The organism is Acinetobacter sp. NEB 394 (assembly GCF_013374795.1).
In the GTDB taxonomy this organism is placed as follows: Bacteria; Pseudomonadota; Gammaproteobacteria; order Pseudomonadales; family Moraxellaceae; genus Acinetobacter; species Acinetobacter johnsonii.
Genome location: NZ_CP055277.1, coordinates 1,660,177 through 1,686,836 on the forward strand (window position 1 = coordinate 1,660,177; position 26,660 = coordinate 1,686,836).

At 40.3% G+C, this 26,660-nt stretch carries 28 protein-coding genes and 1 pseudogene; 25 read left to right on the plus strand and 4 right to left on the minus strand.

Annotated features, from left to right (window positions below; translation table 11 throughout):
• The 20 genes from lpxK (at position 1) to pyrF (ending at position 15,123) form a co-directional block, all read left to right on the plus strand.
• Positions 1–1,005, plus strand: coding sequence for a tetraacyldisaccharide 4'-kinase (gene lpxK, locus HUK62_RS07880; RefSeq protein WP_176537555.1), 1,005 nt, complete (start codon positions 1–3; stop codon positions 1,003–1,005).
• 8 nt (positions 1,006–1,013) lie between these two features.
• Positions 1,014–1,775, plus strand: a complete 762-nt coding sequence (kdsB, locus tag HUK62_RS07885; protein WP_176537556.1) for a 3-deoxy-manno-octulosonate cytidylyltransferase — start codon at positions 1,014–1,016, stop codon at positions 1,773–1,775.
• A 19-nt stretch (positions 1,776–1,794) separates the two neighbouring features.
• Positions 1,795–2,778 (plus strand): DNA polymerase III subunit delta' C-terminal domain-containing protein, encoded by a 984-nt coding sequence (locus HUK62_RS07890; RefSeq protein WP_176537557.1) that lies wholly within the window; start codon positions 1,795–1,797, stop codon positions 2,776–2,778.
• 14 nt (positions 2,779–2,792) lie between these two features.
• Positions 2,793–3,134 (plus strand): PilZ domain-containing protein, encoded by a 342-nt coding sequence (locus HUK62_RS07895; RefSeq protein ID WP_176537558.1) that lies wholly within the window; start codon positions 2,793–2,795, stop codon positions 3,132–3,134.
• Between the two features lie 26 nt (positions 3,135–3,160).
• Positions 3,161–3,934: a TatD family hydrolase gene (locus HUK62_RS07900; protein ID WP_176537559.1), complete on the plus strand. Its 774-nt coding sequence runs from the start codon at positions 3,161–3,163 to the stop codon at positions 3,932–3,934.
• A 45-nt stretch (positions 3,935–3,979) separates the two neighbouring features.
• Positions 3,980–4,594 carry a TetR/AcrR family transcriptional regulator gene (locus tag HUK62_RS07905; RefSeq protein WP_004696845.1) on the plus strand — a complete coding sequence of 205 codons (615 nt, stop codon included), beginning with the start codon at positions 3,980–3,982 and terminating at the stop codon, positions 4,592–4,594.
• A gap of 12 nt (positions 4,595–4,606) precedes the next feature.
• Positions 4,607–5,176, plus strand: coding sequence for a type II secretion system protein (locus tag HUK62_RS07910; protein WP_176537560.1), 570 nt, complete (start codon positions 4,607–4,609; stop codon positions 5,174–5,176).
• Positions 5,177–5,210: 34 nt separating this feature from the next.
• Positions 5,211–5,612 (plus strand): type II secretion system minor pseudopilin GspI, encoded by a 402-nt coding sequence (gene gspI / locus HUK62_RS07915; protein ID WP_176537561.1) that lies wholly within the window; start codon positions 5,211–5,213, stop codon positions 5,610–5,612.
• Positions 5,609–6,229, plus strand: a complete 621-nt coding sequence (gspJ, locus tag HUK62_RS07920) for a type II secretion system minor pseudopilin GspJ (protein ID WP_004984837.1) — start codon at positions 5,609–5,611, stop codon at positions 6,227–6,229. Before gspI ends, gspJ begins: the two co-directional genes overlap by 4 nt.
• Positions 6,230–6,307: 78 nt before the next feature.
• Positions 6,308–7,258 (plus strand): type II secretion system minor pseudopilin GspK, encoded by a 951-nt coding sequence (gspK, locus tag HUK62_RS07925; protein WP_176537562.1) that lies wholly within the window; start codon positions 6,308–6,310, stop codon positions 7,256–7,258.
• Between the two features lie 122 nt (positions 7,259–7,380).
• Positions 7,381–7,977, plus strand: coding sequence for a 6-carboxytetrahydropterin synthase (locus HUK62_RS07930; RefSeq protein WP_004696854.1), 597 nt, complete (start codon positions 7,381–7,383; stop codon positions 7,975–7,977).
• Positions 7,978–8,018: 41 nt separating this feature from the next.
• Positions 8,019–8,732, plus strand: coding sequence for a uracil-DNA glycosylase (gene ung / locus HUK62_RS07935; RefSeq protein WP_176537563.1), 714 nt, complete (start codon positions 8,019–8,021; stop codon positions 8,730–8,732).
• Positions 8,729–9,850, plus strand: coding sequence for an enoyl-CoA hydratase/isomerase family protein (locus HUK62_RS07940; RefSeq protein WP_058951874.1), 1,122 nt, complete (start codon positions 8,729–8,731; stop codon positions 9,848–9,850). The genes ung and HUK62_RS07940 overlap by 4 nt, the downstream gene beginning before the upstream one ends.
• 5 nt (positions 9,851–9,855) lie before the next feature.
• Positions 9,856–10,356 carry a tRNA adenosine(34) deaminase TadA gene (gene tadA / locus HUK62_RS07945; RefSeq protein ID WP_004984825.1) on the plus strand — a complete coding sequence of 167 codons (501 nt, stop codon included), beginning with the start codon at positions 9,856–9,858 and terminating at the stop codon, positions 10,354–10,356.
• A gap of 75 nt (positions 10,357–10,431) precedes the next feature.
• A complete protein-coding gene (locus tag HUK62_RS07950) occupies positions 10,432–10,863 on the plus strand; it encodes an SRPBCC family protein (protein ID WP_176537564.1) in 432 nt (143 codons plus the stop codon).
• A gap of 17 nt (positions 10,864–10,880) precedes the next feature.
• Positions 10,881–11,564 (plus strand): (d)CMP kinase, encoded by a 684-nt coding sequence (cmk, locus tag HUK62_RS07955; RefSeq protein WP_176537565.1) that lies wholly within the window; start codon positions 10,881–10,883, stop codon positions 11,562–11,564.
• Positions 11,565–11,677: 113 nt separating this feature from the next.
• Positions 11,678–13,354 (plus strand): 30S ribosomal protein S1, encoded by a 1,677-nt coding sequence (rpsA, locus tag HUK62_RS07960; protein WP_004696863.1) that lies wholly within the window; start codon positions 11,678–11,680, stop codon positions 13,352–13,354.
• 161 nt (positions 13,355–13,515) lie between these two features.
• Positions 13,516–13,821 carry an integration host factor subunit beta gene (locus HUK62_RS07965; protein WP_004696865.1) on the plus strand — a complete coding sequence of 102 codons (306 nt, stop codon included), beginning with the start codon at positions 13,516–13,518 and terminating at the stop codon, positions 13,819–13,821.
• Positions 13,822–13,838: 17 nt separating this feature from the next.
• The gene (locus HUK62_RS07970) at positions 13,839–14,204 is read left to right on the plus strand and encodes a LapA family protein (RefSeq protein WP_004696867.1); all 366 of its coding nucleotides are present in this window, start codon (positions 13,839–13,841) and stop codon (positions 14,202–14,204) included.
• Between the two features lie 223 nt (positions 14,205–14,427).
• Positions 14,428–15,123 (plus strand): orotidine-5'-phosphate decarboxylase, encoded by a 696-nt coding sequence (gene pyrF, locus HUK62_RS07975; RefSeq protein ID WP_176538462.1) that lies wholly within the window; start codon positions 14,428–14,430, stop codon positions 15,121–15,123.
• A gap of 126 nt (positions 15,124–15,249) precedes the next feature.
• On the opposite strand, the gene HUK62_RS07980 is transcribed toward pyrF, so the two are convergent.
• Together HUK62_RS07980 and HUK62_RS07985 are read right to left on the minus strand one after the other, a co-directional pair.
• Positions 15,250–16,158 (minus strand): lysine exporter LysO family protein, encoded by a 909-nt coding sequence (locus tag HUK62_RS07980; protein WP_176537566.1) that lies wholly within the window; start codon positions 16,156–16,158, stop codon positions 15,250–15,252.
• A gap of 45 nt (positions 16,159–16,203) precedes the next feature.
• Positions 16,204–17,708, minus strand: a pseudogene (locus tag HUK62_RS07985) (NAD(P)/FAD-dependent oxidoreductase).
• Positions 17,709–17,856: 148 nt separating this feature from the next.
• Here HUK62_RS07985 and HUK62_RS07990 point away from each other — a divergent pair.
• The 4 genes from HUK62_RS07990 (at position 17,857) to HUK62_RS08005 (ending at position 23,549) form a co-directional block, all read left to right on the plus strand.
• A complete protein-coding gene (locus HUK62_RS07990; protein WP_176537567.1) occupies positions 17,857–18,864 on the plus strand; it encodes an AraC family transcriptional regulator in 1,008 nt (335 codons plus the stop codon).
• An 85-nt stretch (positions 18,865–18,949) separates the two neighbouring features.
• Positions 18,950–20,101 carry a cell division protein ZapE gene (gene zapE / locus HUK62_RS07995; RefSeq protein WP_176537568.1) on the plus strand — a complete coding sequence of 384 codons (1,152 nt, stop codon included), beginning with the start codon at positions 18,950–18,952 and terminating at the stop codon, positions 20,099–20,101.
• 362 nt (positions 20,102–20,463) lie between these two features.
• Complete coding sequence (locus HUK62_RS08000; protein WP_176537569.1) at positions 20,464–22,626, plus strand: malate synthase G; 2,163 nt, start codon at positions 20,464–20,466, stop codon at positions 22,624–22,626.
• A gap of 260 nt (positions 22,627–22,886) precedes the next feature.
• Positions 22,887–23,549 (plus strand): SOS response-associated peptidase family protein, encoded by a 663-nt coding sequence (locus tag HUK62_RS08005; RefSeq protein WP_176537570.1) that lies wholly within the window; start codon positions 22,887–22,889, stop codon positions 23,547–23,549.
• A 5-nt stretch (positions 23,550–23,554) separates the two neighbouring features.
• Here the strand turns inward: HUK62_RS08005 and HUK62_RS08010 are convergent, their stop codons facing one another.
• Positions 23,555–24,019: a MarR family winged helix-turn-helix transcriptional regulator gene (locus HUK62_RS08010; RefSeq protein WP_176537571.1), complete on the minus strand. Its 465-nt coding sequence runs from the start codon at positions 24,017–24,019 to the stop codon at positions 23,555–23,557.
• 153 nt (positions 24,020–24,172) lie between these two features.
• On the minus strand, positions 24,173–24,490 hold the full coding sequence (locus tag HUK62_RS08015) for a hypothetical protein (protein ID WP_004696886.1): 318 nt from the start codon (positions 24,488–24,490) through the stop codon (positions 24,173–24,175).
• Between the two features lie 539 nt (positions 24,491–25,029).
• Here HUK62_RS08015 and HUK62_RS08020 point away from each other — a divergent pair.
• Complete coding sequence (locus HUK62_RS08020) at positions 25,030–26,556, plus strand: TerC family protein (RefSeq protein ID WP_176537572.1); 1,527 nt, start codon at positions 25,030–25,032, stop codon at positions 26,554–26,556.
• The last annotated feature ends 104 nt before the right edge of the window (positions 26,557–26,660 follow it).

The following is a 26,660-nucleotide window of genomic DNA, read 5'->3' on the forward strand; positions in this document are numbered from 1 at the left end:
ATGTCAGGTGCACAGTTTATTCAGGATGCTTGGAACTCACAGGCAAAGTGGTTAATTGTGCTTCGTCCACTGTCTTGGTTATATAGAGGCGGTTTTCTTCTAAACCGTAAGTTGTATCGGTGTAATATTAAAAAAGCCTATACGGCTCCTATACCTGTCATGGTGATTGGTAATATTACCGTGGGTGGGAGTGGTAAAACCCCTTTGCTCATTCACTTGGTGAGTTATCTGCAAAGTAAGAATATTCGAGTGGGTGTGATCAGTCGTGGTTATGGTGCCAAAGGCCCATTTCCGACTATGGTGGATCTCAACTCATTGCCTGAAAATGTAGGTGATGAGCCAACTCTCATCGTGCAATCCACTGATGTACCGATGGCAGTGGGTCCAAATCGCCAAGAAAGTATTGAGCTGCTTTTATCTCACTATCCCATTGATTTGATTATTAGTGATGATGGGCTGCAACATTGGGCATTGAATCGCCAAATTGAATGGATTGTTCTAGATAATAATCGTGGACTAGGCAATGAAAAGTTATTGCCCGAAGGTTATTTACGAGAGCCAAAGTCTAGGTTGGATCAAGGCATAGTGATCGAACATGCAGATCATCCTACTCGTACTATGCACATGCACTTAGAAGTTGCAGAGCCTTATTTGTTGAACAGTACTGAAGCGAAAGCATTCAATCCGCAAGATGATTTTTATGCGGTCGTGGGGATAGGTTTTCCGCAACGCTTTTATCGTACTTTAGAGCGTATGGGAGTGCAGCAGTTCCAGTGTCATGAGTTTGCCGATCATTATGAATATGAGTTAGAGGATTTGGTTTTTGACGATACCAATCCCATTATTACCACTGAAAAAGATGCAGTGAAAATTTTAGCGCTGCTCAAACAAAATCCTAGTTTTTCCCGCGATATTTGGGTTGTTCCTGTCGATGCAGTGTTATCGACGGCGTGTTATGACACCTTACATCAACAGCTCGCCGCTGTAGGTATTGAAATTTCTTAAGGTCTTTTATGAAGCATATTGTTATTCCTGCGCGTTTTGCAAGCACACGTTTATCTGGAAAACCACTCCTTAAAATTCATGGCCGTGAAATGATTTTACGGGTCGTTGATCAGGCGAAGAAAGTGGAAGGTTTTGATGATCTTTGCGTCGCAACGGATGATCGGCGAATTTATGACCTTTGCATGGCTGAAGGGGTGGATGTGGTGTTGACCTCAGCCGATCATCCTTCGGGAACAGACCGCCTAAGTGAAGTGGCAAAAATTAAGGGCTGGGCCAGTGAAGATATCATTGTCAATGTTCAAGGTGATGAGCCTTTATTGCCAGCAGCTTTGGTCAAGCAAGTCGCGCAACTTTTAGAGTCACAAACCGATTGTTCAATGTCGACCTTGTGTGAACCAATTCAGCATTTAGATGAATTTAAACGTGACAGTATTGTTAAAGTAGTGATGTCGAAGTACAAACAAGCACTTTACTTTAGTCGTGCCACTATTCCATATGACCGTGATGCTGCAAAGCAAGTGCAACAAACGTTGCATAACCAAGCCTTCCGTCATTTGGGCTTGTATGCTTACCGCGTGAAATTGCTCCAAGAGTATGTGACATGGGATATGGGTACACTTGAAAAGCTCGAAAGCTTAGAGCAACTGCGTGTTTTGGAAAATGGACATCGTATTGCCATTGATATCGCTGAAGCAAACTTACCACCGGGTGTGGATACACAAGAAGATTTAGATCGTTTAAATGCCATGGATGTGGCTCATTTTGTATAATAGAACTTAGGTCGTATACATGAAGCAAACGCTGCCTGAGCAGATTTATCCGTGGCATCAAAATGTTTGGGAAACTTTAACCACGCGATTTCCCAATATTGGTCATGGCTTATTGTTTTATGGCAAAAAAGGTTGTGGTAAAGAGATTTTTGCTGAGCAGTTTCTTGCTTGGGTCTTATGTGCGAAGCGGCAGCCAAATCATTTGGCCTGTGGGGAGTGTGGAAGTTGTCAGTGGTTAAAGGCGGATACACACCCCAATTATGTGCACATCACTACCGATGAAGACAATAAGAAACAAAATGCTAAGATCAAAATTGAGAAAATTCGTGATCTGCTGCCTTTTGTACAGCAAACGGTAGACGGTTGGCGCGTCATCATTATTGAACCAGCCGAAGCTTTAAATACAGCTTCAGCCAATGCTTTATTGAAAACGCTTGAAGAACCAGGTGATCGTGTTGTTATCATTTTATTGGCAGATCATTATTTAAAACTGCCTGCAACCATTCGCAGTCGTTTGCAACATTTTGCTTTGGATCGCATAAATGAACAGCAAGCAGAGCAATTTTTAAATCAGCATTTGTCCCATAGCGATTTGGCACAGCAACATTTGTTGATGAACTTGTCCAATCATATGCCGTTGCAGGCAATTACATTGTCCGAGAGTGAATGGATTCCTCAACGTGCTGAATTTTTAAAAGATTGGCAAAAGTTGGTGATGGATAAAAATATGCCGATGGCAATTGCGACCAAGTGGAATAAAGCGCTGACATTTAGTGATTTTAGTCAAATGTTTGAGTACTTGTTGTCAGATTTGATTTGTGTCAAGCTAAATCAGCAATTAAAAAACACTGATTTGGATTTTAGTGTGCTGGCAGAACGGTATTCACTTGAAACTTTGTTTTCAATTTATACCGAGTTGCAACAGTCAAAACAATATATTGAACAAAACGTACAAACTAATTTAGTGCTCGACCAATTGTGTATTCGGTTGATGGATGTTTAAAACAGGGGAATTTTATGCAACCACGTATGGGCGGAATCATTCAAGCCAATATTCCAGATAAAGCAACATTATATGCAAGCTATATGCCTTTTGTGGTTGGTGGAGGTTTATTTATTCCATCCAAACAACCTGTAAAAATGGGAGAGGAGGTCTTTGTTTTGGCAACATTGCCAGAGCAAGCACAGAAAATTCCTCTCACAGGTAAAGTGATTTGGATCTCGCAAAAGCAAAATGGAATCAAACTCCAAGGATTTGGTATTCAACTTTCTGGGGAGAAAGGGGTTTATTACAAATCAGAAGCGGAAAAGTTGCTTGTAGGTCTTAAGTCTGAAGGGCGAACTAGTTACACTATGTAATTAAGTACATGAAGTAGGAAACGCCTGTGTTTGTAGATACACACTGCCATTTAACCATGCTAGATTTAACCCCTTATGATGGGGATTTGGATTTAGCATTAGCGCAAGCACGTGCAGCGGGCGTTCATCGCTTTATGAGCATCTCGGTTGATCTTGATGATCATATTGAGCTAGCAAAAATTGCGGCACGGCATGGCGATGTGGGCTATAGCGTCGGGGTGCATCCTTGTGAAGATACTGAAACCATGGCCCGCGCGACCACAGACTATTTAATTGAGTTGGCACAGCCTGAAAAAGTTTGGGCAATTGGTGAGACTGGGCTCGATTATTTTCATAGTACAGATTTCATCGCTGAGCAAAAAGACTGTTTTGCACGACATATTCATGCTTCACAAGCCTTAAAAAAACCAGTTGTTGTACATACCCGTTCTGCCAAGCACGATACTGTTGATATTATCCGTGCCGAAAAATCGACCCATGGAATTTTGCATTGTTTTACAGAAGACTGGGAAACGGCTAAAGCTGTCTTAGACTGTGGTTACTATGTGTCATTTTCAGGGATTGTATCTTTTAAAAATGCGCAAGACCTGCGTGATGTGGCGAAGCAAGTTCCTTTAGATCGCTTATTAATTGAGACGGATAGTCCTTATTTAGCACCGATGCCATATAGAGGAAAGTCTAATGAGCCAAAGTACGTACCTTATGTAGCCAAAGCCTTGGCAGATGTATATGATAAGTCCTTAGAAGAGATGGCGTTCATCACAACACAGAACTTTGAAAACCTTCTCAACATGAAGTAAATAAATTGCAACGATAAAAGTGTATAAGAGAGTACTAGGGTGAAAATGGATCGTCAGGCTCAGTTTCGAGCAAGAGAAGCGTTAATTTTCCAAGTGGCTGAACAGTTGCTTTTAGAAAATGGCGAAGCAGGGATGACCCTTGATGCATTGGCTGCGGAATTAGATCTAGCAAAAGGTACGCTTTATAAACATTTTCAAAGTAAAGATGAACTCTATATGTTGCTCATTATTCGTAATGAGCAAATGTTGCTTGAAATGATTAAAGATACAGATAAACAGTTCCCTGAACATCTTGCTTTTTTTATGTTACATCATTTGCATCATCCTGAACGTACGGTGTTGTTTCATCAAATAGAAGAGCGATTATCGACCACGGGTGTTGGAATCTATCATTTATTTACTGAACTTTATCAAATTCGAAAGCAACGTCTACGTTTAATTATTCGTATGACTGAGCGGTATTTGGAGTCGATAGAGAGTCAAATGACAGTTCGTGATTATTTGGCATCGATTTGGTCTTTAACGCATGGTGCAGCTGCGATTTTGAACTCTAGTTTTTATCAACGGTATTTGGGTTCGCGTGATACTTTGCGCGTGGCCTACATTGACCAAGCTCTGGCGATGCCTAAACAAACGGGCGCAGCAGGATATCTTGCTTAGCGGATAGGATGTATGAAACAGAAACCACCTTCAAGGATTCAAGGATTTACACTGGTTGAATTGATGGTGGTTATTGTTATTATGGCCATTATGGCATCATTGGTGATGTTGAATATCAATGGGGTCGATCAACGTAAAGCAGCGCAAGCCCGTGATTTTTTTATCATGGATGTACAGAAAATTGCACGTGAGGCAAATGACCAAGCACGTGTTTTGGCACTAGAGGTTCATCCTGCGACCGATGTGGCTGATTTTTCTTATACTGTTGTTGAATATAAAAACCCTCAATTCACCATACCAACAGAACAACAAAATAATACAATGCTGAATCATCAAAAATGGCAAAAATATAATGAGTTCCCGCAGCAAGTGTTAGCCAAAAATGTTTCTTTTGCTGTGCAATCTTTAGACTATGATGTTTCCCAAGCCCGAAACGATGATTTAACCCAAGAGAATGCACCAAAACTGATTTGGTTAGGGAATGGTGAAGCCAAACCTGTTCGTATTCAATTTTATTATGCCAATGAGCCCGTGGGTGCAGAAATTGAAATTGATCATTTGGGTAAAATAAATGCGAGCTAAAGATTTAAAGAATAGTCTGCCGGCTTGCGCTCGGATGAAATATTATTTCATTAATCCTTGCTCAGGATTTACATTGCTGGAAGTGATGGTAGCTCTGGCTATTTTTGCTACGGCAGCGGTCGCTTTAACCAAAGTGGGTATGCAATATACTCAGTCTACAGCCCATGCCATCTTGCGTACCAAGGCACAATTTGTTGCCTTGAATGAAATTTCGATGATGGAAATCAATCGTGATTGGCTACAAGGCACGGCCTCTAAACAAATCACCCAACAAGGTGAAACTTGGCAAATTGATAAATCAGCGCAAGCAACGATTAGTGCTAATGTGCAACGCGTCAATGTACAGGTGAGCGTGGTGAATCCTGAAACTGGAAAAGTAGATTCGGGTGTTACGAGTTTAGTTTTTTTTAACCATCGTGATAGAAGCCAACCATGACAAAACGCTCAGGCTTTACTTTGGTTGAGTTATTGGTGGCAATCGCGATTTTTGCTGTGCTTTCAGCTTTGGGTTGGAAGGTTTTTGATTATCTGATCAAGATTAAAGAGCGTAATACCCAACATGAACAGCGCTTAGGTCAGCTACAAGAAGCATATCAACAAGTATTACGTGACACGGTGCAAATTGTACCAATTACTGCCAATGTTGCGGGGCAGGTTCAACCCGCAGTCATGTTGCAAAATGGTCAGTTGACCTTTAGTAAAACTGGCGTGACTGATCCTTTAATGCAAGGCATACCGCCTGAAGAGCGAGTTGAATATATTTATAAAGCAGATGAAAAAAAACTGTACCGTTATAAATATAAAAATTTAAATCAAACAGGTAATGATCAACCTGAAACCAGTGTTCTACTTGATTCAGTTGATCAATTTCAAATTATGCTACTCAATCCCAATGAAATGGCACAATGGCCTGAGGTGGCATTGAGTGAAAATGATGTGACTCAGGCAAAAATACTACCGCGCGGGTTAAAAATAAACCTCACTGTCAATGAAGTGAGTTATGAATGGGTGTTTAGTTTATTAAATACAGACTTTTTAAAACAAAAAAATTAAGTTGCAGGATATGAAACTCACGGACTCTATGCAAAACCATTTTTCCTTAAATGTATTCTTTGTAAATAGGTGGATGTTTTGAAGCGCTCTCAGTATGGCATTGCATTGATCACCATTTTGGTGATGGTGGCTTTAGCAACTATCCTTGCGGCTACGATTGCGAAACATCAGCGCAATACCGCAGAGAGTACGGCTTATTTAATGCGACAAAACCAAGCTCTGTTATACGCAAAAAGTGCAGAAGCTTTTTTTTCTGAGTTGTTGGTGGATGATGCTCAAAATGCAGCAGAAGTCGATCATCTACAAGAAACCTGGGCGAAGCCCATGCCTGCTTTTCCAGTGGAAGATGGTTTTTTTTCTGGGCGTTTAGAAGATGAGTCAGGAAAATTTAATTTAAATGCTTTAGTTAAGTCGGATAAAAAGCCGAATGAGGCTGCAAAACTTTGGTTTGAAAAGCTGTTGGTACGTGTTGGATTGCCTGCACAGCTTTCAGAAGCAGTGATTGATTGGCAAGATGAAGATGATGAAGTCAGTGGGCCGATGGGTGCTGAATCTGCTTATTATCAAAGTTTAGCTCAGGGTTACTTGGCGCCAAATCGTACTTTTTATAATGTTGAACAGTTGAAATTGGTACGAGGTTTTGAGGGGCGCAACTATCAACTGATTGCACCTTATGTGAGTGCTTTGCCGAGCAATGAATTAAAGGTGAATATAAATACTGCACCTGCGCTGGTGTTGGCTAGCATTGATCCTAAGCTGGATGTATCTGCTATTCAAAATTTACAAAAGCAAAGACAGGCCAATTTGGAGCATTTTTCCAATGTTAATGAACTGTGGGAGGTTGATCCATTTAAACAAGTAGACGAGGCTCAGCGGGCTGCTGTTAATGATTTTCTCGGAGTTCAATCGAACTATTTTAAAGCCAGAATTGAAGTATTGCTGAATGAGCGTAAGCGTCAGTTTAGTAGTGATTTGGTGCGAAAAGATCAAGCGGTATATGTGGCTTATCGGAGCATGTCACCGTTTTAAAGGGTAAATATAAGACTGATATGATTTACCAATTGGATTGAACAATAAAATAAATGAGCATAGGTTAACTTTTGCTTTATAATTAAAGTCAATTCTCAGAAAGTTTGATTGCATTACGGCATATGTTAATTCGTAAGTTATTTAAGTTTGAAAATGCCCATATTGTACGCAACTGTACATCAGATCGTTGTAAACGCTCCATTCATGGTCATAGTTATAAAGTTGAATTACTCCTCAAAGCATCGAAATTAGATCATGGTCAAATGGTTTATGACTTTGGTTTGCTGAAAGGGGTGATTAAAGACCTTTATGACTCTTTTGATCATGCGATTTGTTTTTGGCAAAACGATGATCCAGAATATATCCAAGCATGTAAAACATTTAGTGCACGCTGGGTGTCGCTGCCTGTTTCGCCATCGGCTGAACAATTTTCTCGTATTTTCTTTTATCTTGCACAGCAAGTACTTGCGTCGACCGTGACTCAAAACGGTGAAGGCGATGTGGAGGTGTACTCGGTGATTGTGCATGAGACTGATACGGGCTATGCGCAGAGTTTTATTGAAGATATTGAAAATACACAGATGGGGCTTTTAGATTTAAGCCAGATCGAGTTTTCAGAACAAATCCAAGCGGAATGGGCGGACACTGAAATGTATACCAAATTAAAAGAAGGTATCCAATTTCACAATCCGAATGTAGAATTGCAAGTCAAACTGTGAAATTTGTCACGGAATATACAGTAAGGGAATAAGGCGCAAGTATGTCTTTAACAGAACAACAGCAAACCAAGCTTGATAAAATTCAGCTGGATGCCAGTTGGAAACATGGATTAAGTGACTTTTTGCTTAGTACTAAGATGGATGCGTTAAAGCAGTTTCTTGTTAAAGAAATAAAAGCGAATAAAGTGATTTATCCGCCAAATGCGCTGATTTTTAATGCATTTAATACGACGCCTTTGGCGAATGTAAAAGTGGTAATACTCGGACAAGACCCATATCATGGGCCGAATCAAGCACATGGGCTCAGTTTCTCTGTGCAAAAGGGGCTTGCTTTACCACCATCTTTACGTAATATTTTCCATGAGTTAAATAAAGATTTAGGAATTGATATTCCTAAACATGGGGATTTAACTCGGTGGGCGCAGCAAGGCGTTTTGCTGTTGAACAGTGTATTAACCGTTGAAGCTGGTCAACCAACATCTCATCAAAAACAAGGTTGGGAAGACTTTACTGATCATGTGATTGATGTTTTAAATGAACAGCGCGAGCATATTGTTTTTATTCTTTGGGGAGCATATGCGCAGCGAAAAGGACAACGGATTGATCAAGAAAAGCATTTGGTGTTAAAGGCGGCACATCCGTCACCTTTGGCAGCAAACCGTGGTGGATTCTTCGGTTGTAAAGTTTTTTCAAAATCCAATAATTATCTTAAACAACATGGCATTGAGCCTATAGATTGGCAGCTGGACGCATGACATATTCTCCCGTTTCTAAAAACTACCATCCAGATTTGATTGTAGAAGAAGCAAAAAATGGTTGGCGCATTGTTCGTCTGAATAGACCAAAATCACTTCACGCTTTAGATGAAACGATTGTTTCAGCTTTATTTGAAGTGTTTCAAGATTTTCATAGTGATGACGCAGTAAAAGCCATTTGGTTGGATTCAACCACACCAAAAGCATTCTGTGCGGGTGGTGATGTACGTAAACTTCGTCAACTGGTGATTAACGATGAAGTTGAAACAGCTAATCAGTTCTTTGAGCAAGAATATGCTTTAGATTTGTTACTACACAACTATGCTAAGCCTGTCTTGGTATGGGGTGAAGGTTATGTTATGGGCGGTGGTTTAGGTCTGTTTATGGCAGCGCCATTCCGTTTGGTGACGCCGCATTCACGTTTAGCGATGCCTGAAATTAATATTGGTTTGTACCCAGATGTGGGTGCAACGCGTTTCTTAGCGGATCGTGGGGCGATTGGTTTGTTCACAGGCTTAACGGGTTCAATCATGACGGCAGCAGGTGCATATGGTATTGGTTGGGCAACACATATCTGTGATGCGCAGCGTAATACGGTACTTGAGAAAGTCATCAATATAGACTGGAGTCATTATCCAGCAGGTGATTTTAGAGCCATTGATGACACATTAAACAGTATGCATCGTCCGGTAGGCCCAGGCCCATTACAGAACTCTTTGGATGTCATTCATAGTGTATGTCGTGGTGTGAACTTCGAGCATGATTATGATGCTATTGTTGGTTTAAGTGATGCGCGTAGCGATTGGCTTCGTCAAGCCAGTGAGAACTTACAAAAAGGCTCACCAACAACTGCTGCATTAACATGGTTGCTATGGCAGTGGGGCAAGCAGGTTCATTCTTGGAATGAAGTATTCGAGCTTGAAACCCAAATTTCGGACTGGAAAATTCGTCATGCAGACTTTGTTGAGGGTGTGCGTGCGCGTTTAGTGGATAAAGACTTGTCACCAGCATGGAAACAAGGGGCTAGTAATAGCTTAAAGGGTATTTTCGCTGGTAATCCACCAACAACGAGCATTGAAAGCTGGAATGAACTCCTTAAACATTACGATGTAATCTAATCTTTATGACTGATGTTTTAAAAACAGATAGTGAATGGATGCAGCTTGCTTTAGAGCAGGCTGCTATTGCAGCGTCAAAAGGTGAAGTCCCTGTTGGGGCGGTCATTGTGAGTCAAAATAAAATTATTGGTTCGGGCTTTAATGCGCCTATTACGCTAAATGACCCTACCGCGCATGCTGAAGTTCAAGCGCTGCGCGATGCTTGTCAAAATACACAAAACTATCGTTTACCTGATGATGCGGTCATGTATGTGACACTTGAGCCTTGTACTATGTGCGTGGGCGCTTTGGTGCATGCACGCGTTTCAAAAGTCGTATTTGGTGCGACAGAGCCGAAAGCTGGCTCTCTTATAAGTGCACGTAAATTATTTGAAACGGGCTATTATAATCATCAGTTCTTGGTTGAGTCGGGTTGTTTACATGAGCAATGCTCACAGCAGCTCAGTCACTTTTTTAAAATGCGCCGCGAACAAAAGCGACTATCCCGTCTACAAGAAAAGGGATGAATGAATTCGTAAAATAATAATTTCATGTAAAATGAAATGACAATAATTATTGTCAAATAAGGCGTTGGAACCACCATGAATAATATTCAGATTAAAAAAGAATTTAATGCACCCGTAGAGCAGGTATTTGATTTACTTTCTAAACACTCAACCTATAACGTCGCTTTTGCACCAGTTCAAGTGGTGCGAGTGAAAGATTCAGCAGATCCAGAACGTCCAGATGGACTTGGTTCTATACGTCGTATGGGTTTTGGTCCAATTAAACCGTTGCAAGAGCAAATTACATTAATGAATGTGAATGAGCGTATTGAATACAAGATTATTAAAAATCCACTCATCAAACATCATTTGGGTATTATTGAGTTTGAGCCGATTGACTCGAATAAAACTTTAGTGACTTATACGATTGAATTACAGGCACGTGCACCTTTTGTAAGTAAATTAATCCTTGCACAGCTTAAATCTGCGATTAAACTAGGTTTTTCGAAACTCGCTAAATCTGTATAACAAACTTTGGGTAAGCAATGACAGTTCAAATAATCACAATTGATGGTCCAAGTGGTTCGGGTAAGGGCACACTGGCTGCAAAAATAGCAGCTCATTATCAATTTCATTTACTTGATTCGGGAGCGTTATATCGCTTGTTGGGCCTGTCATTGCATCAACAGGATTTGTTAGATGCTTTGTCAAGCGAACTGAGTCAGTGTGTCGAAATTGCTAAACATTTAGACATACAATTTTTAAGTTCTGCACAAGGCACACAAGTCTTGCTCAATGGTGAGGATGTTAGTCAAACCATTCGAACTGAGCGAGTTGGTGAGTTTGCATCAAAAGTTGCAACAATTCCTGAGCTTAGAGCTGCGCTAGTCGATCGCCAACATGCTTTTGCACAAGCACCAGGCTTGGTTGCAGATGGTCGAGATATGGCAACAACCATCTTTCCAGAGGCTCAAGCCAAGATTTATTTAACCGCTTCAGCCCAATCTCGTGCTGAACGCAGAGTAAAGCAGTTGCAGGGTATGGGGCTGGATGCTAAAATAAACGATATTTTAGCTAATATTGAGGCGCGTGATAAACGTGACATGGAGCGCGAAGTTGCTCCACTCAGACCAGCAGCTGATGCCTACATCATTGATAGTTCTGAATTGAACATTGATGAGGTATTTCAGCTTATGACGGCTTATATCGATAAGCAATTAGCAAACTAACGAATTTTTATATTCAGCAGAAGCATAGCTTGATCAGTTCAAAATGGACTATGTAGACGCTTAACTAAACCGGCCTTGTCTGATCCAAGACCGCTGACTTTATCAGGTATATCATGACCGAATCTTTTGCAGCCCTCTTTGAAGAAAGCGAATTAAACCTCAACGTTGAAAAGGGTGCTGTCATCCAAGGCGTTGTAGTAAACATCGATTCTGATTGGGTAACAGTTGACACTGGCCTTAAATCAGAAGGTATTGTTGACCGCGCTGAATTCTTAAATGAACAACGCGAACTTGAAGTTCAAGTTGGCGACACTGTTGATGTTGTTGTTGAAGCGCTTGACAACGGCATGGGTCAAACAGTTTTATCACGTGAAAAAGCGAAACGTGCTGAAACTTGGACTAAACTTGAAAAAATCTTTGAAGACGGCGAAATCGTTACTGGTGTTATCTCTGGTAAAGTTAAAGGCGGTTTCACTGTTGACATCGGTCCAGTTCGTGCGTTCCTTCCAGGTTCTTTAGTTGATACTCGTCCTATTCGTGATACTACTCACTTAGAAGGTAAAGAGTTAGAATTCAAAGTAATCAAACTTGATGCTAAACGTAACAACGTTGTTGTATCTCGTCGTGCTGTTATGGAAGCTGAATCTTCAGCTGACCGTGAAGCTCTTCTTGCTCAGCTTGAAGAAGGTCAAACAGTTACTGGTACTATCAAAAATCTTACTGACTACGGCGCATTCGTTGACCTTGGCGGTATTGATGGTCTTCTTCACATCACTGACATGGCTTGGAAACGTATCAAGCACCCATCAGAAGTTGTTGAAGTTGGTCAAGAAGTTACTGTTAAAGTACTTAAGTTTGACAAAGAACGTAACCGCGTATCTTTAGGTCTTAAGCAATTAGGCGAAGATCCATGGTTAGCGATCATGAACCGTTACCCTAAAGGTTCAATCGTTAAAGCTCGCGTAACTAACTTAACTGACTACGGCTGTTTCGCAGAAATCGCTGAAGGCGTTGAAGGTTTAGTACACGTTTCTGAAATGGACCACACGAACAAAAACATCCACCCATCTAAAGTTGTTCAGATTGGTGATGAAGTTGATGTTATGGTTCTTGAAGTTGACGAAGAGCGTCGTCGTATTTCTCTTGGTATCAAACAAACTCGTGCTAACCCATGGGAAGAGTTTGCTAAGAACCACGACAAAGGTGAAAAAGTTTCAGGTACGATCAAGTCAATCACTGACTTCGGTATCTTCATCGGTTTACCAGGTGGTATCGATGGTCTAGTTCACTTGTCTGACATTTCTTGGAACGAACAAGGCGAAGAAGCTATCCGTCGTTACAAGAAGGGTGACACAGTTGAAGCGGTTATCTTGTCTGTAGACGCTGAAGGCAACCGTATCAGCCTTGGCATTAAGCAAATGAACAGCGATCCGTTCAACGATTTCTTAGCTGCTAACGAACGCGGTGCACTTGTAAAAGGTACTGTAACTGCTGTTGACGCTCGTGGCGCAACACTTAAGTTAGCTGACGAAGTTGAAGCGACTCTTAAAGCATCTGAAATCAACCGCGACCGCGTTGAAGATGCAACTAAGTTCCTTGAAGTTGGTCAAGAAGTTGAAGCGAAAATCATCAACGTAGATCGTAAATCTCGCTCTATCAACTTGTCTATCAAAGCGAAAGACGAAGCTGAAGAGAAAGAAGCAGTTGCTAACTTGAAGACAGCAACTACTGGTCAAGACAATGGTCCTAAGACTATTGGTGATTTGATCAAAGCTCAAATGGGCAACTAAGTAGATGTTTGAATTGTATTGTTAATGTAAGTTAACTAATACTTTTTACACAAATACAATAAACGGTAGCGTAGTATTCACTTATTACGCTACCGTTTTGTATTTAAACAGGTTATTATCAATCTATCTACAAGGTAGCTTGATAATTAAAGAGGTCGCAGATGACTACTGAAGCACTTAATAAGTCTGACTTAATAGAGCGGATTTCTCTTAAAAACCCGCACTTAGCAGAGCCATTAGTGGAAGAAGCTGTTAAGATTATGATTGATCAAATGATTGCATCTTTGTCTTCAGATAATCGTATTGAAATTCGTGGTTTTGGTAGTTTTGCACTCCATCACCGTGAGCCTCGTGTTGGGCGTAATCCTAAAACGGGTAAGTCGGTAGAAGTGGCTGCTAAAGCTGTTCCACATTTCAAACCAGGTAAAGCATTACGCGATGCAGTAAACGAGACTGCAGGCGAATAAAATTTATTGGGGTGCTTATGCGTTACGTATTATTCGCATTATTAATTGTACTGTTTGGCTACTGCCTAGCTTTGGTACTACAAAACGGAACTGAGTTAACCGTTGATCTGTTGTTTATACAGGTTCCAGCAATGCGTTTAGGTCTATTGTTATTATTAACAATGGCTTTAGGAATTGTGTTGGGTTTGTTAATTGGTGTTCAGGTATTTCGTGTATTCCAGAAAGGTTGGGAAATTAAGCGACTACGTAAAGACATTGATCACCTTCGTAAAGAGCAGATTCAATCCGCTCAGTTGGCTGCTGCTGAAGCTGCAGCACATACAAGACATGAGAAAACGGTGTTAGACATCAATCCTAATGATCGTCCATCTACACCGCTTTAAGCCACAATATGAAGTAAGAGTTCTATCTTAAAAGTATTGAAGCAAGTTTGATTTAAACGCCTTTGGTTATATATCCAAAGGCGTTTTTTATTGTGCTTTAAAATATTGATAACTATATAAAAAGTATATGAATAAAGAACTTAGTTTGAATTTTAAATGGTTAATCGAAAAATAGTCTTGGTCGTTTTAGGCTTAATCCGTATAATGCCATAATTTTGTGAGTTTGAAGGGTCTCCCCATGAGTATTATTGTTGCCTTGGATGCAAAAAGTCATTATGACGCAATGACGATTGCTGGGCAATTAGACCCTCAATTATGCCGTGTAAAAGTCGGTAAAGAATTATTTACCCATGAAGGCTCATCTATTGTTAAAGCTTTACATGGTGAAGGCTTTGAAGTCTTTCTAGATTTAAAATTTCACGATATTCCAAATACGACTGCGCAAGCGGTATGTGCTGCTGCAGATATGGGGGTTTGGATGGTAAACGTCCATGCTTCAGGTGGCCGTAAAATGATGGAAACCTGCGTTGAGCGCTTAAAGGCGGGTAACTATAACACTCAACTGATTGCAGTAACGGTGTTAACCTCAATGGGCCGTGAAGACTTAGCTGATATTGGTCTGGATATTGAACCATTTGAACAAGTCAAACGTTTAGCAAAACTGACTAAAGATAGTGGTTTAGATGGTGTGGTATGTTCAGCGCAAGAAGCAAAAATGCTGCGTGAGGCTTTGGGTTCAGAGTTTGCATTGGTAACACCGGGCATTCGCCCTGAGGGCTCAAGTGCTGATGACCAAAAGCGTATCGTAACGCCAAAAGAGGCAATGTTAGACGGTGCAACACATCTAGTGATTGGTCGACCAATTACACAGTCTGCAAACCCATGTCAGATGCTCAAAGATATTTTAGCGACGCTTTAAGCGACTAGAAATCTAAAAAGCCTTTCATTTGAAAGGCTTTATTATGGATTAAATTTTAAAAAGAATTGTTGGTAAGCGAGGTGGCAATAGCAAAATAAAAGACAGCATTGAATAGAGCGCTACGCTTTATAGTACAGCCAATACACTGACAACAATCGGTGCCAAAACTGACAAGATGAAACCGCTCACCATTGCATGTGGAATAAAGTCATTCCCACAGGCTTGTTTGACCATCGGTAGGGTGACATCCATTGCTGTAGCTCCTGCAGATGAAATCGCAGAGCGGGGGTAACGCCAGCCAATGATATACATAAACACAATCGCAAAGATTTCTCTGAACAAATCATTCATCAGTGCAATACTGCCTAAATGTGCATTCTTTAACTCTGTGACCACAATGCCAGTCATGGAGTAGAAACCATAACCTTGAGACAACATAATCAAGTCTTTTAGTTGAATGCTCGGCACAAAATAGGCCGTTACAAACGCCCCGATAATTGAACCCAGAATACAACCAAGTGGAACGAGCAGGATTTGCCAGTTCAACCATGAGCGATCTAGTGGGGAATAGGCTAAATCAAGCCCGATCAGGAACATGAAAACCAGTAACAAGTTCCATGTACTGATATGAAGGGTATAACCGAAACCTGAAGATAGCTCTGCCAAACCATAACCTAAGGCCAGTGCGATAAATGCATAACTGATATTGATTAATGATTTGCTCACAAGGCTCATGGATACTTTGCCATGACTCGGTTGATAGCCCAAAAGTTTAAATAATATGTAACAACAGACAAAAGCACCGATACTGGTCATAACTGCTAAAAGTGCTGCATGATTGAGTATCTGCCAAGGTTCGGCAATGCTATGCAAAGCCGTTGAAAACTCAATCGCAATTGCGATTAAGAGAATATACGTAAAATAGGGTAGGATTTGAAAGGAAAGTCGTTCAAGCCATTTGGGTAAACGGCGTGCCAAAACAAATCCAAGTGCTAAACAAATAAGAAGCTGAAAAATCAACCAAAACGATTGCATGTCAAATAAAGTGTGAAAAAATACTAACTTATTATGACCGCGATCTTAATTTATTGCTTGACTATCTTGCTTAGAATTTAAAAAACGATAGTCTGCTGGATTGGCTTTTCGTGTTTTTAGCCAATACTTCCATGTATAGCTGGGCCATAAAGAGAAATTTTTCCCGTCCGCTTGTTGATACCAGCTGACACAGCCAGATTGCCAAATGGTATCTGTAAATTTACTTTGTAAATGCTGATTAAATTGGTCTTGAATATCTGCTTTCACAACGATTGCTTGAGATTGGGCTTTTTCTGCCATTTCGATGAGCTGTAGAATGTAATTCACTTGTGACTCAATCATAAAAATAACTGAGTTATGACCTAAGACTGTATTGGGCCCTAAAAGCTGAAATAAGTTTGGGAAGCCTTTGGTGCTAATCCCATAGAAGCTTTCGGCTCCATCTTTCCACGCGTCTGTAAGCTCAACATGATTCAGCCCTGTACAGCTAAAGGATTTAAGATAAATACGTGGGTCAGTCACAAAACCTGTGCCATAGATGAGGCAGTCAATTTTACGCTTTTTCCCATCTTTGGTGATGATACTGTCCTCAGTTAACTCCAAAATATCATCGGTAACCAATTCAACATTTTTACGGTTAAAGCTTGGGTAATACTTGTTGGAGACCAAGATGCGTTTGCAACCCATAATATAGTTGGGAATTAACTTATCTGCGGTTACAGGGTCTTTGACTTGATGGCGAATATACGCTTCTGCTAGTTTTTGTGCATATTTCATGACCTGTGGTTTCATAATGGGACTACACGAGATTCATTCGTCCAATACAGACGAGCTCGATGAAGTTTTCGAAACCAATCAAATCGATTAAACAGTGCTTTTTCAATGGGTAAATAACGACGTTCATCCCGAGGAATAACCCATGCAGCTGTCCTTTGTAGTACGTAGAGTTGTTTCACTTTTTCTGCAATTTCAGGAATATATTGAATAGCGCTTCCCCCAGTGCCAATAGAGGCAGCATTTTTATGACTGAGGTCATAGTCATGATCCCACTGCGATGAATGGAAAACTTTGCCTTTAAACTTCTCGATACCCGCAATACGCGGAATTTGTGGTACATGCAGCGGACCAGATGCGAAAATAACAAATTGAGCGGTTAGTGTTTCATTTTGATTAAGGGTGAGTTGCCATAAACACTGATTTTCTAAGTAATGTGCTGCACTGACTTGGGTGTTAAAGCGGATATAAGGCTGCAATTGATGCTCAGCAGTGAGAGTTTGCGTGTATTGATAAATTTCAGGTGCTTCAGCATAACGTTTAGACCAGTCAGTCTTGGGTGAGAAAGACAAGGAATAGAGATGTGACTGTACATCACAAGCAGCGCCCGGATATTGGTTTTCACGCCATGTGCCACCTATTTCACTGGCTTTTTCCAAAATTACAAAATCACGAATATTGTTTTGTAAAAGACGAATAGCCATCGCTAAACCACCAAAGCCTGCACCAATAATGGCGATTTTTACCTGAGGGGTTGTTGAATTTGCTGCCTGCATTTGTTTTTCCTTTTTGTTTTACTTTATTGTAGAGTAACTATCCAGAAGATCTATGATAGCCCTGACAAGAAAATTGATAGATTCGGCAATTGTTGTGCGCTAGGCGGCTGTAGTAAAACATAGGCCAATATTTTGCTTTTAATTGATTATGAAACGTTCTGTACTTGGCTTGATGTATTTGATTCAAGGAATGCGTAAAGCAGGAGTCGCAGTCGATCAAAAGTTACAAAGCATTGGCTTACGTGTGGAGTCGCTTGATCCGAATGCGATCATCCATCCTGCTCTAGAGTGGGATATTTTGAAAATCATTGCAGAAGGTATTGAGCCTGAGCAAGGCTTGTTCATTGGTCAGCATTATGTTTTGGCAGGGTACGGCCCTTTACTCATGTTATTGATGACCAGCCCGACGACACGCACAGCATTGGAACAGGGTATCCGCTATCAGAGTTTGACGCATTTAAGTGGTTTATTGGGTTTGAAAAAACAAAATGAGCAAGTGGCACTGTGTTATCTACCACGAGACCTACAAACACCTGTAGGACAGTTGCGAGCACATTCAGAAATTGCAGGAACCTATAAGTTCCTAAAAGATATTTATAAGATGATTGGGCTGGAAATGCCTGAGATTCGAATGACTTTACCTGTTGCACGACCTGAAGATGCGAAAAAACTGGTGCTCTATCAGCAGGTTTATGGTCAGCAAGTGAGTTTTGGTACGCAGCAAGCTGAATTTTGGTTTGATGAATGGGTTTTAAATGTGCCGATTCCTTCAGCAGATTTGATGACATTTAACGTTTATGCAGGCAAATGTCAGGCGGAATTGCAGCGTTTGGAAGAAAGAGCAGAGCAGCCGAGTCTGATTCAACGTGTACAAGATTATTTGGAGTTGCAACGAGGTTTACTGCCGACCATGGCTGAAACCGCGCAAGCTTTGAATTTGCCAGAGCGAACCTTAAGACATCAGTTGCAACAGTTAAATAGCAGTTATAAACAAATTCGTGAGCAATTAATGAAAGATCGTGCACTACATTTAATGGAATATCAGGAATATTCCATTGAAATGATTGCAGAGTTATTGGGTTACTCGGAGCCTGCAGCCTTTAATCATGCATTTAAACGGTGGTTTGGTTACAGTCCACGACAATATGGGAAATAGCCTAAGCATAATTATGCCAAAGTGTTATATATTAACTTTTCCACTCCGCTATAATTGATATAGCCTAAAAACAGTATTAAATGATATGTCAGATTTTAATTCACCTACCGCATTCAGTCCTTTATCTCCTGCAGAGCGCTATGCGCAAGCCTTGGCATCTGGCCAGTTCATGTCTGATGAGGCACAAGCTCAGGCCGTTCATGAGTTGGATCGCGTTTGGCATGAATTAATTCAACGTTTTAAGGCATCTAAAAAAGCATTCCGTCGTTTCCGCCGTCAAACTTCTCCACGTGGTGTATATATGTGGGGCGGTGTAGGCCGTGGTAAAACATGGCTGATGGATCAGTTTTATGACTCAATTCCATTTCGTCGTAAAACACGGATGCACTTTCACCATTTTATGCAACATGTACATCGTGAGCTCAACAAGCTTTCAGGTCAGCGTAACCCTTTAGATGCGGTTGCGGATCAAATTTATAAAGAAGCAGTGGTTATTTGTTTCGATGAGTTCTTCGTCTCAAATGTGACGGATGCCATGATTCTTAGTGATTTGTTCCAAAAGCTTTTTGCACGTGGCATTACCTTGGTGGCAACCTCAAACATTGCGCCAGATGGTTTGTATAAAAACGGCATTCACCGTGATCGTTTCATTCCAACCATTGAAATGGTGAAACAGCAGTGTGTGATTTTAAATGTAGATGCAGGCGTGGACTACCGTTTACGTGTTTTAAAACAAGCGCAACTTTTTAAATCTCCTTTAACACATGAGCACCAACGTTGGATTGCACAGCGTTTTAGCGCATTGACACAGACCCAAACCATTTCAGATGAGCCGATTATTATTAATAATCGTATTGTAGAAACGGTCGGGCATACTGAAGATGTTTTATGGTGTGAGTATTCAGAGCTGTGTTTAAAACCACGTAGTCCTGCTGACTTTATCGAAATTGCAAATATTTATAATACTGTGTTGGTGAGTAATGTTCCGCATTTGACCGATTATCTTTCTGAAGGGACACGTCGTTTTATTTATCTGGTCGATGAGTTTTATGACCGTGGGGTAAAACTGATTTTAACCTCAAAAGATACAATTATTGATTTATACTCTGGTGATAAATTAGCCTTTGAAATTGAACGCACGCGTTCACGTTTATTGGAAATGCAATCAGATGATTACTTGAATGAAGCACATCGACAAATACAAGCTGAAGCAAGTAAACAACAAGAAGAAATTTAAAAATATAAGCACCCCAAAGGGTGCTTTTTTTATGTGCATTTTCATCGATTAATTTATCGACTTTTTTGAATAATCATGGCTTAATCAGGATTGAAAATAGGGAGAATATTGGTTTTAAGTGTAAAAAATATACAAACCTGCACTTAAGTCTAATTTCGGCATTTCAAAAACTTAATAAACTACTAAAGAGCATTTTGTAAATTGATAATGCTTGTGCCTTGAGCAGTATTTTATTTGGTAGTTTGTATATTTTATTAAATAAAAAATGATCACTATTTCGCACGGTGATATTACTATTCAGCCAAGTTTAAATCGGTATACTAGAATCTCTTGTATAAAAAGTAGCAATATCAGGAAAGACAATGACTGCACGTATTCAAAAAGGCAAGTTAGCGATTGCTAAAGAACTTTACGATTTCATCGAAAATGAAGCACTTCCAGGTTCAGGTTTGGACAGTGAAACTTACTGGAAAAACTTTGAACAAGTCGTTGTCGATCTTAGCCCAAAGAACAAAGCACTATTGGCTAAGCGTGACGACATTCAAGCGAAGATCGATGAATGGCACCGCAACAACAAATTTGAACTTGGAGCTTACAAAGCTTTCCTTACTGAAATTGGCTACTTAGTACCAGAAGTAGAAGATTTCCAAATCAGCACAGAAAATGTAGATGAAGAAATCGCATTATTGGCTGGTGCGCAATTGGTAGTACCTGTGCGTAATGCACGTTACTGCTTAAATGCTGCAAACGCGCGTTGGGGCTCTTTATACGACGCACTTTACGGTTTTGACGTGATCCCTGAAGACGGTGGCGCGGAAAAAGGTAAAGGCTATAACCCTGTACGTGGCGACAAAGTTATTGCATTTGCTAAAAACTTCTTAAATGAAACCTTCCCATTAGCGAATGGTTCGCATGCTGAGGCGACAAAATATGCAGTTGAAGGCAAAAAGTTAGTTGTGACGTTAAAAGACGGTTCGACATCGACTTTGGCTAAAGAAGCACAATTTGTTGGTTTTAATGGCGAAGAATCTGCTCCAACAGAAATCGTACTTTTAAACAACGGCCTACACGTTGTGATTGAAGTTGATGCAAACAGCCCAATTGGTCAAACAGATGCTGCTGGCGTAAAAGATTTAGTTCTTGAAGCTGCTGTAACGACTATTCAGGATTTAGAAGATTCGATCGCTGCCGTAGATGCAGAAGAGAAAGTTGAAGGCTACCGTAACTGGTTAGGTTTGATGAAAGGTACACTTTCAGAATCTATCGAGAAAAATGATAAAACCGTTACGCGTACTTTGAATAAAGACCGTACGCACAAAAACTTGATTGGTGGTGAAACGAAACTTCATGGCCGTTCATTGATGCTTCTTCGTAACGTGGGTCACCTCATGACCAACCCTGCGATCTTGGTAGATGGTGCTGAAATTTACGAAGGTATCATGGATGCATTAATCACTCCGCTTTTGTCTTTTGCAGACATTAAAGGTGAAAACGAAAACAAGAACTCCCGTAAAGGTTCTATGTACATCGTTAAGCCAAAAATGCATGGTCCTGAAGAAGTTGCTTTTGCAGTTGAATTATTTGAACGTGCAGAGCAAGCATTAGGTTTACCTGAGAAAACGTTAAAAATCGGTATTATGGATGAAGAACGTCGTACATCTGTAAACTTGAAAAACTGTATTGCGCAAGCAAAAGACCGTACCATCTTCATTAACACTGGTTTCATGGACCGTACAGGAGATGAAATCCATACCTTTATGGAAGCAGGTCCATTTGTTCGTAAGGGTGAAGTGAAATCACAAATTTGGTTCCCAGCATATGAAAATCGTAACGTGATGATCGGTCTTCAAGCGGGCTTACGTGGTAAAGCACAAATTGGTAAAGGCATGTGGCCAAAACCAGATATGCTTTTAGACATGTATAAAACCAAGATTGAACATCCAGAAGCGGGCGCAAGCTGTGCATGGGTTCCATCTCCATCTGGTGCTGTTATTCACGCGATTCACTACCACCAATGCAACGTGTCTGAGCGTCAAAAAGAATTATTGAATACTCAGCCTTTATCATTAGATGATTTGTTAACACCGCCTTTAGCGACAGACACAAACTGGACTGTCGAAGAGAAAACTAAAGAACTTGAAAATAACCTTCAAGGGATCTTGGGTTATGTTGTGCGTTGGGTTGACTTGGGGGTAGGTTGTTCGAAAGTTCCAGACATCAACAACGTGGGTTTAATGGAAGACCGTGCAACTTTACGTATTTCATCTCAACACGTTGCTAACTGGTTGCGTCATGGCATCGTATCTGCGGCGCAAGTTGAAGAAGTGATGCAGCGTATGGCGAAAATCGTTGATGAGCAAAACGCAAACGATCCGCTTTACACCCCTATGGCGCCAAACTTCGATGGTTATGCATACAAAGCAGCTTATGACCTTGTGTTTAAAGGTGGTGAGCAGCCATCAGGTTATACAGAACCACTTCTGCATGCTGCACGCTTGAAGTTAAAAGGTTATACAGGTGACTAATCTGTAAAGCTAAAAAAGCCTCTTCGGAGGCTTTTTTATTGGCTGAAATAAGTCGCACTATGTCTATGGAGGAAAACAATAAGACTGATTTAATTTTGAGTAATAGTGATCTATAGATTGGCACTTGCTTAGAGCTATGAATGGGTTTAAGCATAGGGCTAAACAAGTATTTCAGCTAGACGCTGCGGATAAAAGCCTTATACAATTCATTATATAAAGCTCGTCATACTATTGTTAACCATCAAGTTGGATGAAAATCCATGTGCGCTAATTTTAAACCTGTAACCTTTGCTCAAGTACAACAGTTTGGTCTACCTGAAATTCCTTTTGATTATGTCGAAGAAGTTTATCCTGGTTATGAGCTGCCTTTATTGTTCAAATCAAATATAGGTTTTGAGTGGCGAAAGGTACATTTTGGTTTAATACCGAAATGGGCCGAAGATAAGAGTATTGCAAGCAAAACCTATAATGCTCGAAGTGAGACACTCTTGCAAAAGGCTAGTTTTATTGAGGCCACTTCCAAGTATCAGTTTGGGGTGATTCCCGTTTTTGAATTTTATGAGTCCAAATATATAGAACAAAAGCCGCAGAGATGGGGTGTTAGACGACAGGATGGGCAGGTTATTTTTGTTGCCGCACTATATGAAATCTGTCGTATAACAGGCGAGGTAGTACGTTCAGCAACCATGCTTACAATGGATGCTATAGACCATCCAATGATGCGGGAGTTTCATGAGCCAGGTGATGTGAAGCGCTCAGTAATTGTGATTCCACATGAACGCTTAGAGGAGTGGCTCAGCTGGAAATCACCGAATATTCAATCCTTTGTAAAAGGCTTTCCTGTTGAAGAGTTTGAATGTTCACATGTGCCGAAAATAAAAGTCGAAAAAGAGAGTCCCCAACTCAACTTTTTCGACTTTTAAACGGTTTAGCGAGCTAAATTTTTAAAAACGTGTTTTAAGCTTTCCATCATTTTTTCAATTTGCAAAGGTGTTAAGCCTTCAAATGATTGCTCAAGTACAACACTGGTGAGATCATTAATCTTATTGGTCATTTCAACACCTTTTTCGGTGAGAAGAACACGGGTGATACGTCCATCATCTTCACAAGAATAAGTTTCAACTAATCCCTCATCCTTTAAGCGATAAACAATTTTGGTGGTTGTCGACATTTTAGAGACCACCATGTCAGATAAATCAGAAACACTGGCATGTGGCTTTGAATCTAGAGCCAGTAAAATACGACGACGTGAGTTATCTAAACCATACTTTTTTAAAGCATGATCGACATTGAGTACATACTGTGCATGTACTTGCGTTACCCAGTAAAATGGAAAGCTTTCTAAAGAAAAATCTTCAGAACCTGGTAGGAACTTACTGTACTTTTTGGTCATGTGACGGATTCCCCGTGAATCGTATTTTTATTTTATAGATCATTTGAACACATTTTATGTGAACACTCATACACTTATCAATACAAAATTACTGGATTTCTCATCATAAAGGAAATCTGTTAATGGATAGCCTTTGCCAGTAATCAAGAAAAGTTAAGCGTGGTTGTTTAGAAGAGACAGGGTATAGCCGTCTTTATCTTGATGGAAGCTCACAATACTTTGAGCAAATTGTACAACTTCATCTTCGACTTCAGCATTCTGGTGAGAATCTAAAGAGAGTTTAGCCATGGGAACACCGTCCTGTAGAACGATAGGCAAGTGCATTTCAAACTTTTGGTTATTATGCGAAACCACAACTTTAACTTGATGCTGATCAAATGAGGAGTCTAAATGCAGATATGCGCCTTCATAGCTAGTATTGGCAAGCATTTTTGACGTTTTATTGAAGGTCAATGCTTTTTCATTGTTCATAGCGATGAATCCTGTCTTCGATTACTTTGATCGGATTGTCAATCCGCGCATCCTTGGTTTGGGTAATTGACCACTTTTACAACAATGCTGGTCGTGTTTCATTTTAGTGAAAAAAATGGATTTGTGAACTAGTGTTTTTAACAAAAAGTGTCATTTATTAAAATCATAAATGTAGTGAATTGATATTTTTTAACTATTATTAAAATAAATAATTAAATAAAAACAATTATTTGGTTTTTATTTAAGATGTGTTTTATTAGAAAAACTAAAAAATGACCGTGGCGTCTAATCTTTATAGAATGCGACAATTGGCATTAAGTGACAAAATTTCAAACAGTGATTTCGATATTTTTATGTATTTTTTGCATAATAAGTGGTCGAATATTAAAATTTTGTTAAAAACCATAAAAAAATTATTACAAGCCAAACATCTCAGGCATAATTATTTCATCTTTAGTTGAACAGGTCACAAATATGGATCCGTCGCCGTGCAGTTCTAAGCTTTTAAAACAGAAACATAATTCTGGGGTAATGAAATAATGGAATTTTTATTAGATCCGGGAATATGGGTAAGTTTACTTACGCTGATTATATTAGAAATTGTTTTAGGTATTGATAACCTAGTCTTTATTGCCATTTTGGCTGAAAAACTTCCTCCTGAGCAACGCAATAAAGCGCGTGTCATTGGTCTTTCGCTTGCACTTTTAATGCGTTTGGGCTTGTTGTTTATCATCACTTGGTTAGTCACGTTAACTCGACCGCTGATTACTGTCTTAGATTGGACATTCTCTGGGCGAGACCTGATTCTTTTATTTGGTGGCTTATTCTTAGTCTATAAAGCCGTTACCGAATTGCATGAAAAAATTGAAGGTAAGCCAGAAGTTAAGCTGACCACCAATGTGGTTTATGCAGGTTTTACCGCAGTTGTGGCACAAATTGTGATCTTGGATGCGGTGTTCTCTCTGGATTCGGTGATTACCGCGATTGGTATGGTCGACAACATTAATGTGATGATGGTGGCTATGGTCGTTGCCATGGTGGTCATGCTGTTGGCGTCAAAACCATTAATGACTTTTGTAAACCGTCATCCGACTGTGGTCATCTTGTGTTTAAGCTTCCTATTGTTGATTGGTATCAGCCTGATTGCGGAAGGTTTCGGCTTCCACATTCCTAAAGGTTATATCTATTCGGGTATTGGTGTTGCTATTGCAATTGAAGCCTTTAACCAATTTGGTGAGCGCAATGCGGCAAAACATGAAGCGAAAATTCCTCTGCGTCATCGTACTGCGGATTCTATTTTAAAACTCATGGGTGGCAAGCTCCAAGCTGAAGACCCTGATCAGCTTCAAGCGCAAGAAACTTTTGCGGATGAAGAACGTTATATGATTGGTGGTGTACTGACGTTGGCTGAACGTTCAGTCGCGTCGATCATGACACCGCGTAGTCAAATTTCGTGGGTCAATCTTGATGATTCACCTGAGAAAATTCGTGAACAGGTATTGTCTGTACCGCACAGTTTATTTCCTGTGTGCCGCGGTAGCTTGGATAAAGTGATCAGTATTGCGCGTGCCAAAGAATTGCTTGATGTCTTAGATGATGAAGAGCAATTGAAAGACCTGATCAAGCGTCATCGCCCAATTTACATTTTTGAAAAAATGAAAGTCATTGATGCGATTAATACGCTAAGAACGTCTAAAGGTTCATTGGTTTTGGTGAGCGATGAGTTTGGTAATGTGCAGGGCCTTGTTTCACCGCTTGACGTATTTGAAGCGATTGCTGGTGAATTTCCCGATGCCGATGAGCAACTTGATTTGGTGAAGATAGATGATCAGACGTGGAAGGCGACAGGCATGCTGGATTTATATCAGCTTGAACTGGAACTTGGGATGATCGATTTGGTTGAAGAAGATGCAGGCTATATCAGTGTTGCCGGTTTAATCCTAGATAAAACCCACGGTGATGTACACGTTGGAACTCAACTGGACTACCGTGGTGTTCACTTTGAAGTGCTTGAGTTGGATTCAAACCGAATTAAGACCGTGAATATTAGCTATCGTACTGCTTAATCATTGCAATAATAGATTGTGAGAAAAAATGCCAGCTTCGTGCTGGCATTTTTTCTGCTTATAAAGTAAGCGCTATGCACTTAAATAAAAAGAAGTTATTCTAT

Bases quoted from the DNA above. Each gene is read 5' to 3' on its own strand.
- HUK62_RS07965 (WP_004696865.1), top strand. From the start codon at position 13,516: ATGACTACTGAAGCACTTAATAAGTCTGACTTAATAGAGCGGATTTCT.
- kdsB (WP_176537556.1), top strand. From the start codon at position 1,014: ATGAAGCATATTGTTATTCCTGCGCGTTTTGCAAGCACACGTTTATCT.
- HUK62_RS07940 (WP_058951874.1), top strand. From the start codon at position 8,729: ATGACATATTCTCCCGTTTCTAAAAACTACCATCCAGATTTGATTGTA.
- HUK62_RS07930 (WP_004696854.1), top strand. From the start codon at position 7,381: ATGTTAATTCGTAAGTTATTTAAGTTTGAAAATGCCCATATTGTACGC.
- HUK62_RS08000 (WP_176537569.1), top strand. From the start codon at position 20,464: ATGACTGCACGTATTCAAAAAGGCAAGTTAGCGATTGCTAAAGAACTT.
- HUK62_RS08010 (WP_176537571.1), bottom strand. From the start codon at position 24,019: ATGACCAAAAAGTACAGTAAGTTCCTACCAGGTTCTGAAGATTTTTCT.
- HUK62_RS08005 (WP_176537570.1), top strand. From the start codon at position 22,887: ATGTGCGCTAATTTTAAACCTGTAACCTTTGCTCAAGTACAACAGTTT.
- tadA (WP_004984825.1), top strand. From the start codon at position 9,856: ATGACTGATGTTTTAAAAACAGATAGTGAATGGATGCAGCTTGCTTTA.
- HUK62_RS07910 (WP_176537560.1), top strand. From the start codon at position 4,607: ATGAAACAGAAACCACCTTCAAGGATTCAAGGATTTACACTGGTTGAA.
- ung (WP_176537563.1), top strand. From the start codon at position 8,019: ATGTCTTTAACAGAACAACAGCAAACCAAGCTTGATAAAATTCAGCTG.
- HUK62_RS08015 (WP_004696886.1), bottom strand. From the start codon at position 24,490: ATGAACAATGAAAAAGCATTGACCTTCAATAAAACGTCAAAAATGCTT.
- HUK62_RS07980 (WP_176537566.1), bottom strand. From the start codon at position 16,158: ATGCAATCGTTTTGGTTGATTTTTCAGCTTCTTATTTGTTTAGCACTT.
- HUK62_RS07990 (WP_176537567.1), top strand. From the start codon at position 17,857: ATGAAACGTTCTGTACTTGGCTTGATGTATTTGATTCAAGGAATGCGT.
- HUK62_RS08020 (WP_176537572.1), top strand. From the start codon at position 25,030: ATGGAATTTTTATTAGATCCGGGAATATGGGTAAGTTTACTTACGCTG.
- HUK62_RS07905 (WP_004696845.1), top strand. From the start codon at position 3,980: ATGGATCGTCAGGCTCAGTTTCGAGCAAGAGAAGCGTTAATTTTCCAA.
- rpsA (WP_004696863.1), top strand. From the start codon at position 11,678: ATGACCGAATCTTTTGCAGCCCTCTTTGAAGAAAGCGAATTAAACCTC.
- HUK62_RS07895 (WP_176537558.1), top strand. From the start codon at position 2,793: ATGCAACCACGTATGGGCGGAATCATTCAAGCCAATATTCCAGATAAA.
- cmk (WP_176537565.1), top strand. From the start codon at position 10,881: ATGACAGTTCAAATAATCACAATTGATGGTCCAAGTGGTTCGGGTAAG.
- lpxK (WP_176537555.1), top strand. From the start codon at position 1: ATGTCAGGTGCACAGTTTATTCAGGATGCTTGGAACTCACAGGCAAAG.
- HUK62_RS07970 (WP_004696867.1), top strand. From the start codon at position 13,839: ATGCGTTACGTATTATTCGCATTATTAATTGTACTGTTTGGCTACTGC.
- gspI (WP_176537561.1), top strand. From the start codon at position 5,211: ATGAAATATTATTTCATTAATCCTTGCTCAGGATTTACATTGCTGGAA.
- gspJ (WP_004984837.1), top strand. From the start codon at position 5,609: ATGACAAAACGCTCAGGCTTTACTTTGGTTGAGTTATTGGTGGCAATC.
- zapE (WP_176537568.1), top strand. From the start codon at position 18,950: ATGTCAGATTTTAATTCACCTACCGCATTCAGTCCTTTATCTCCTGCA.
- HUK62_RS07950 (WP_176537564.1), top strand. From the start codon at position 10,432: ATGAATAATATTCAGATTAAAAAAGAATTTAATGCACCCGTAGAGCAG.
- HUK62_RS07890 (WP_176537557.1), top strand. From the start codon at position 1,795: ATGAAGCAAACGCTGCCTGAGCAGATTTATCCGTGGCATCAAAATGTT.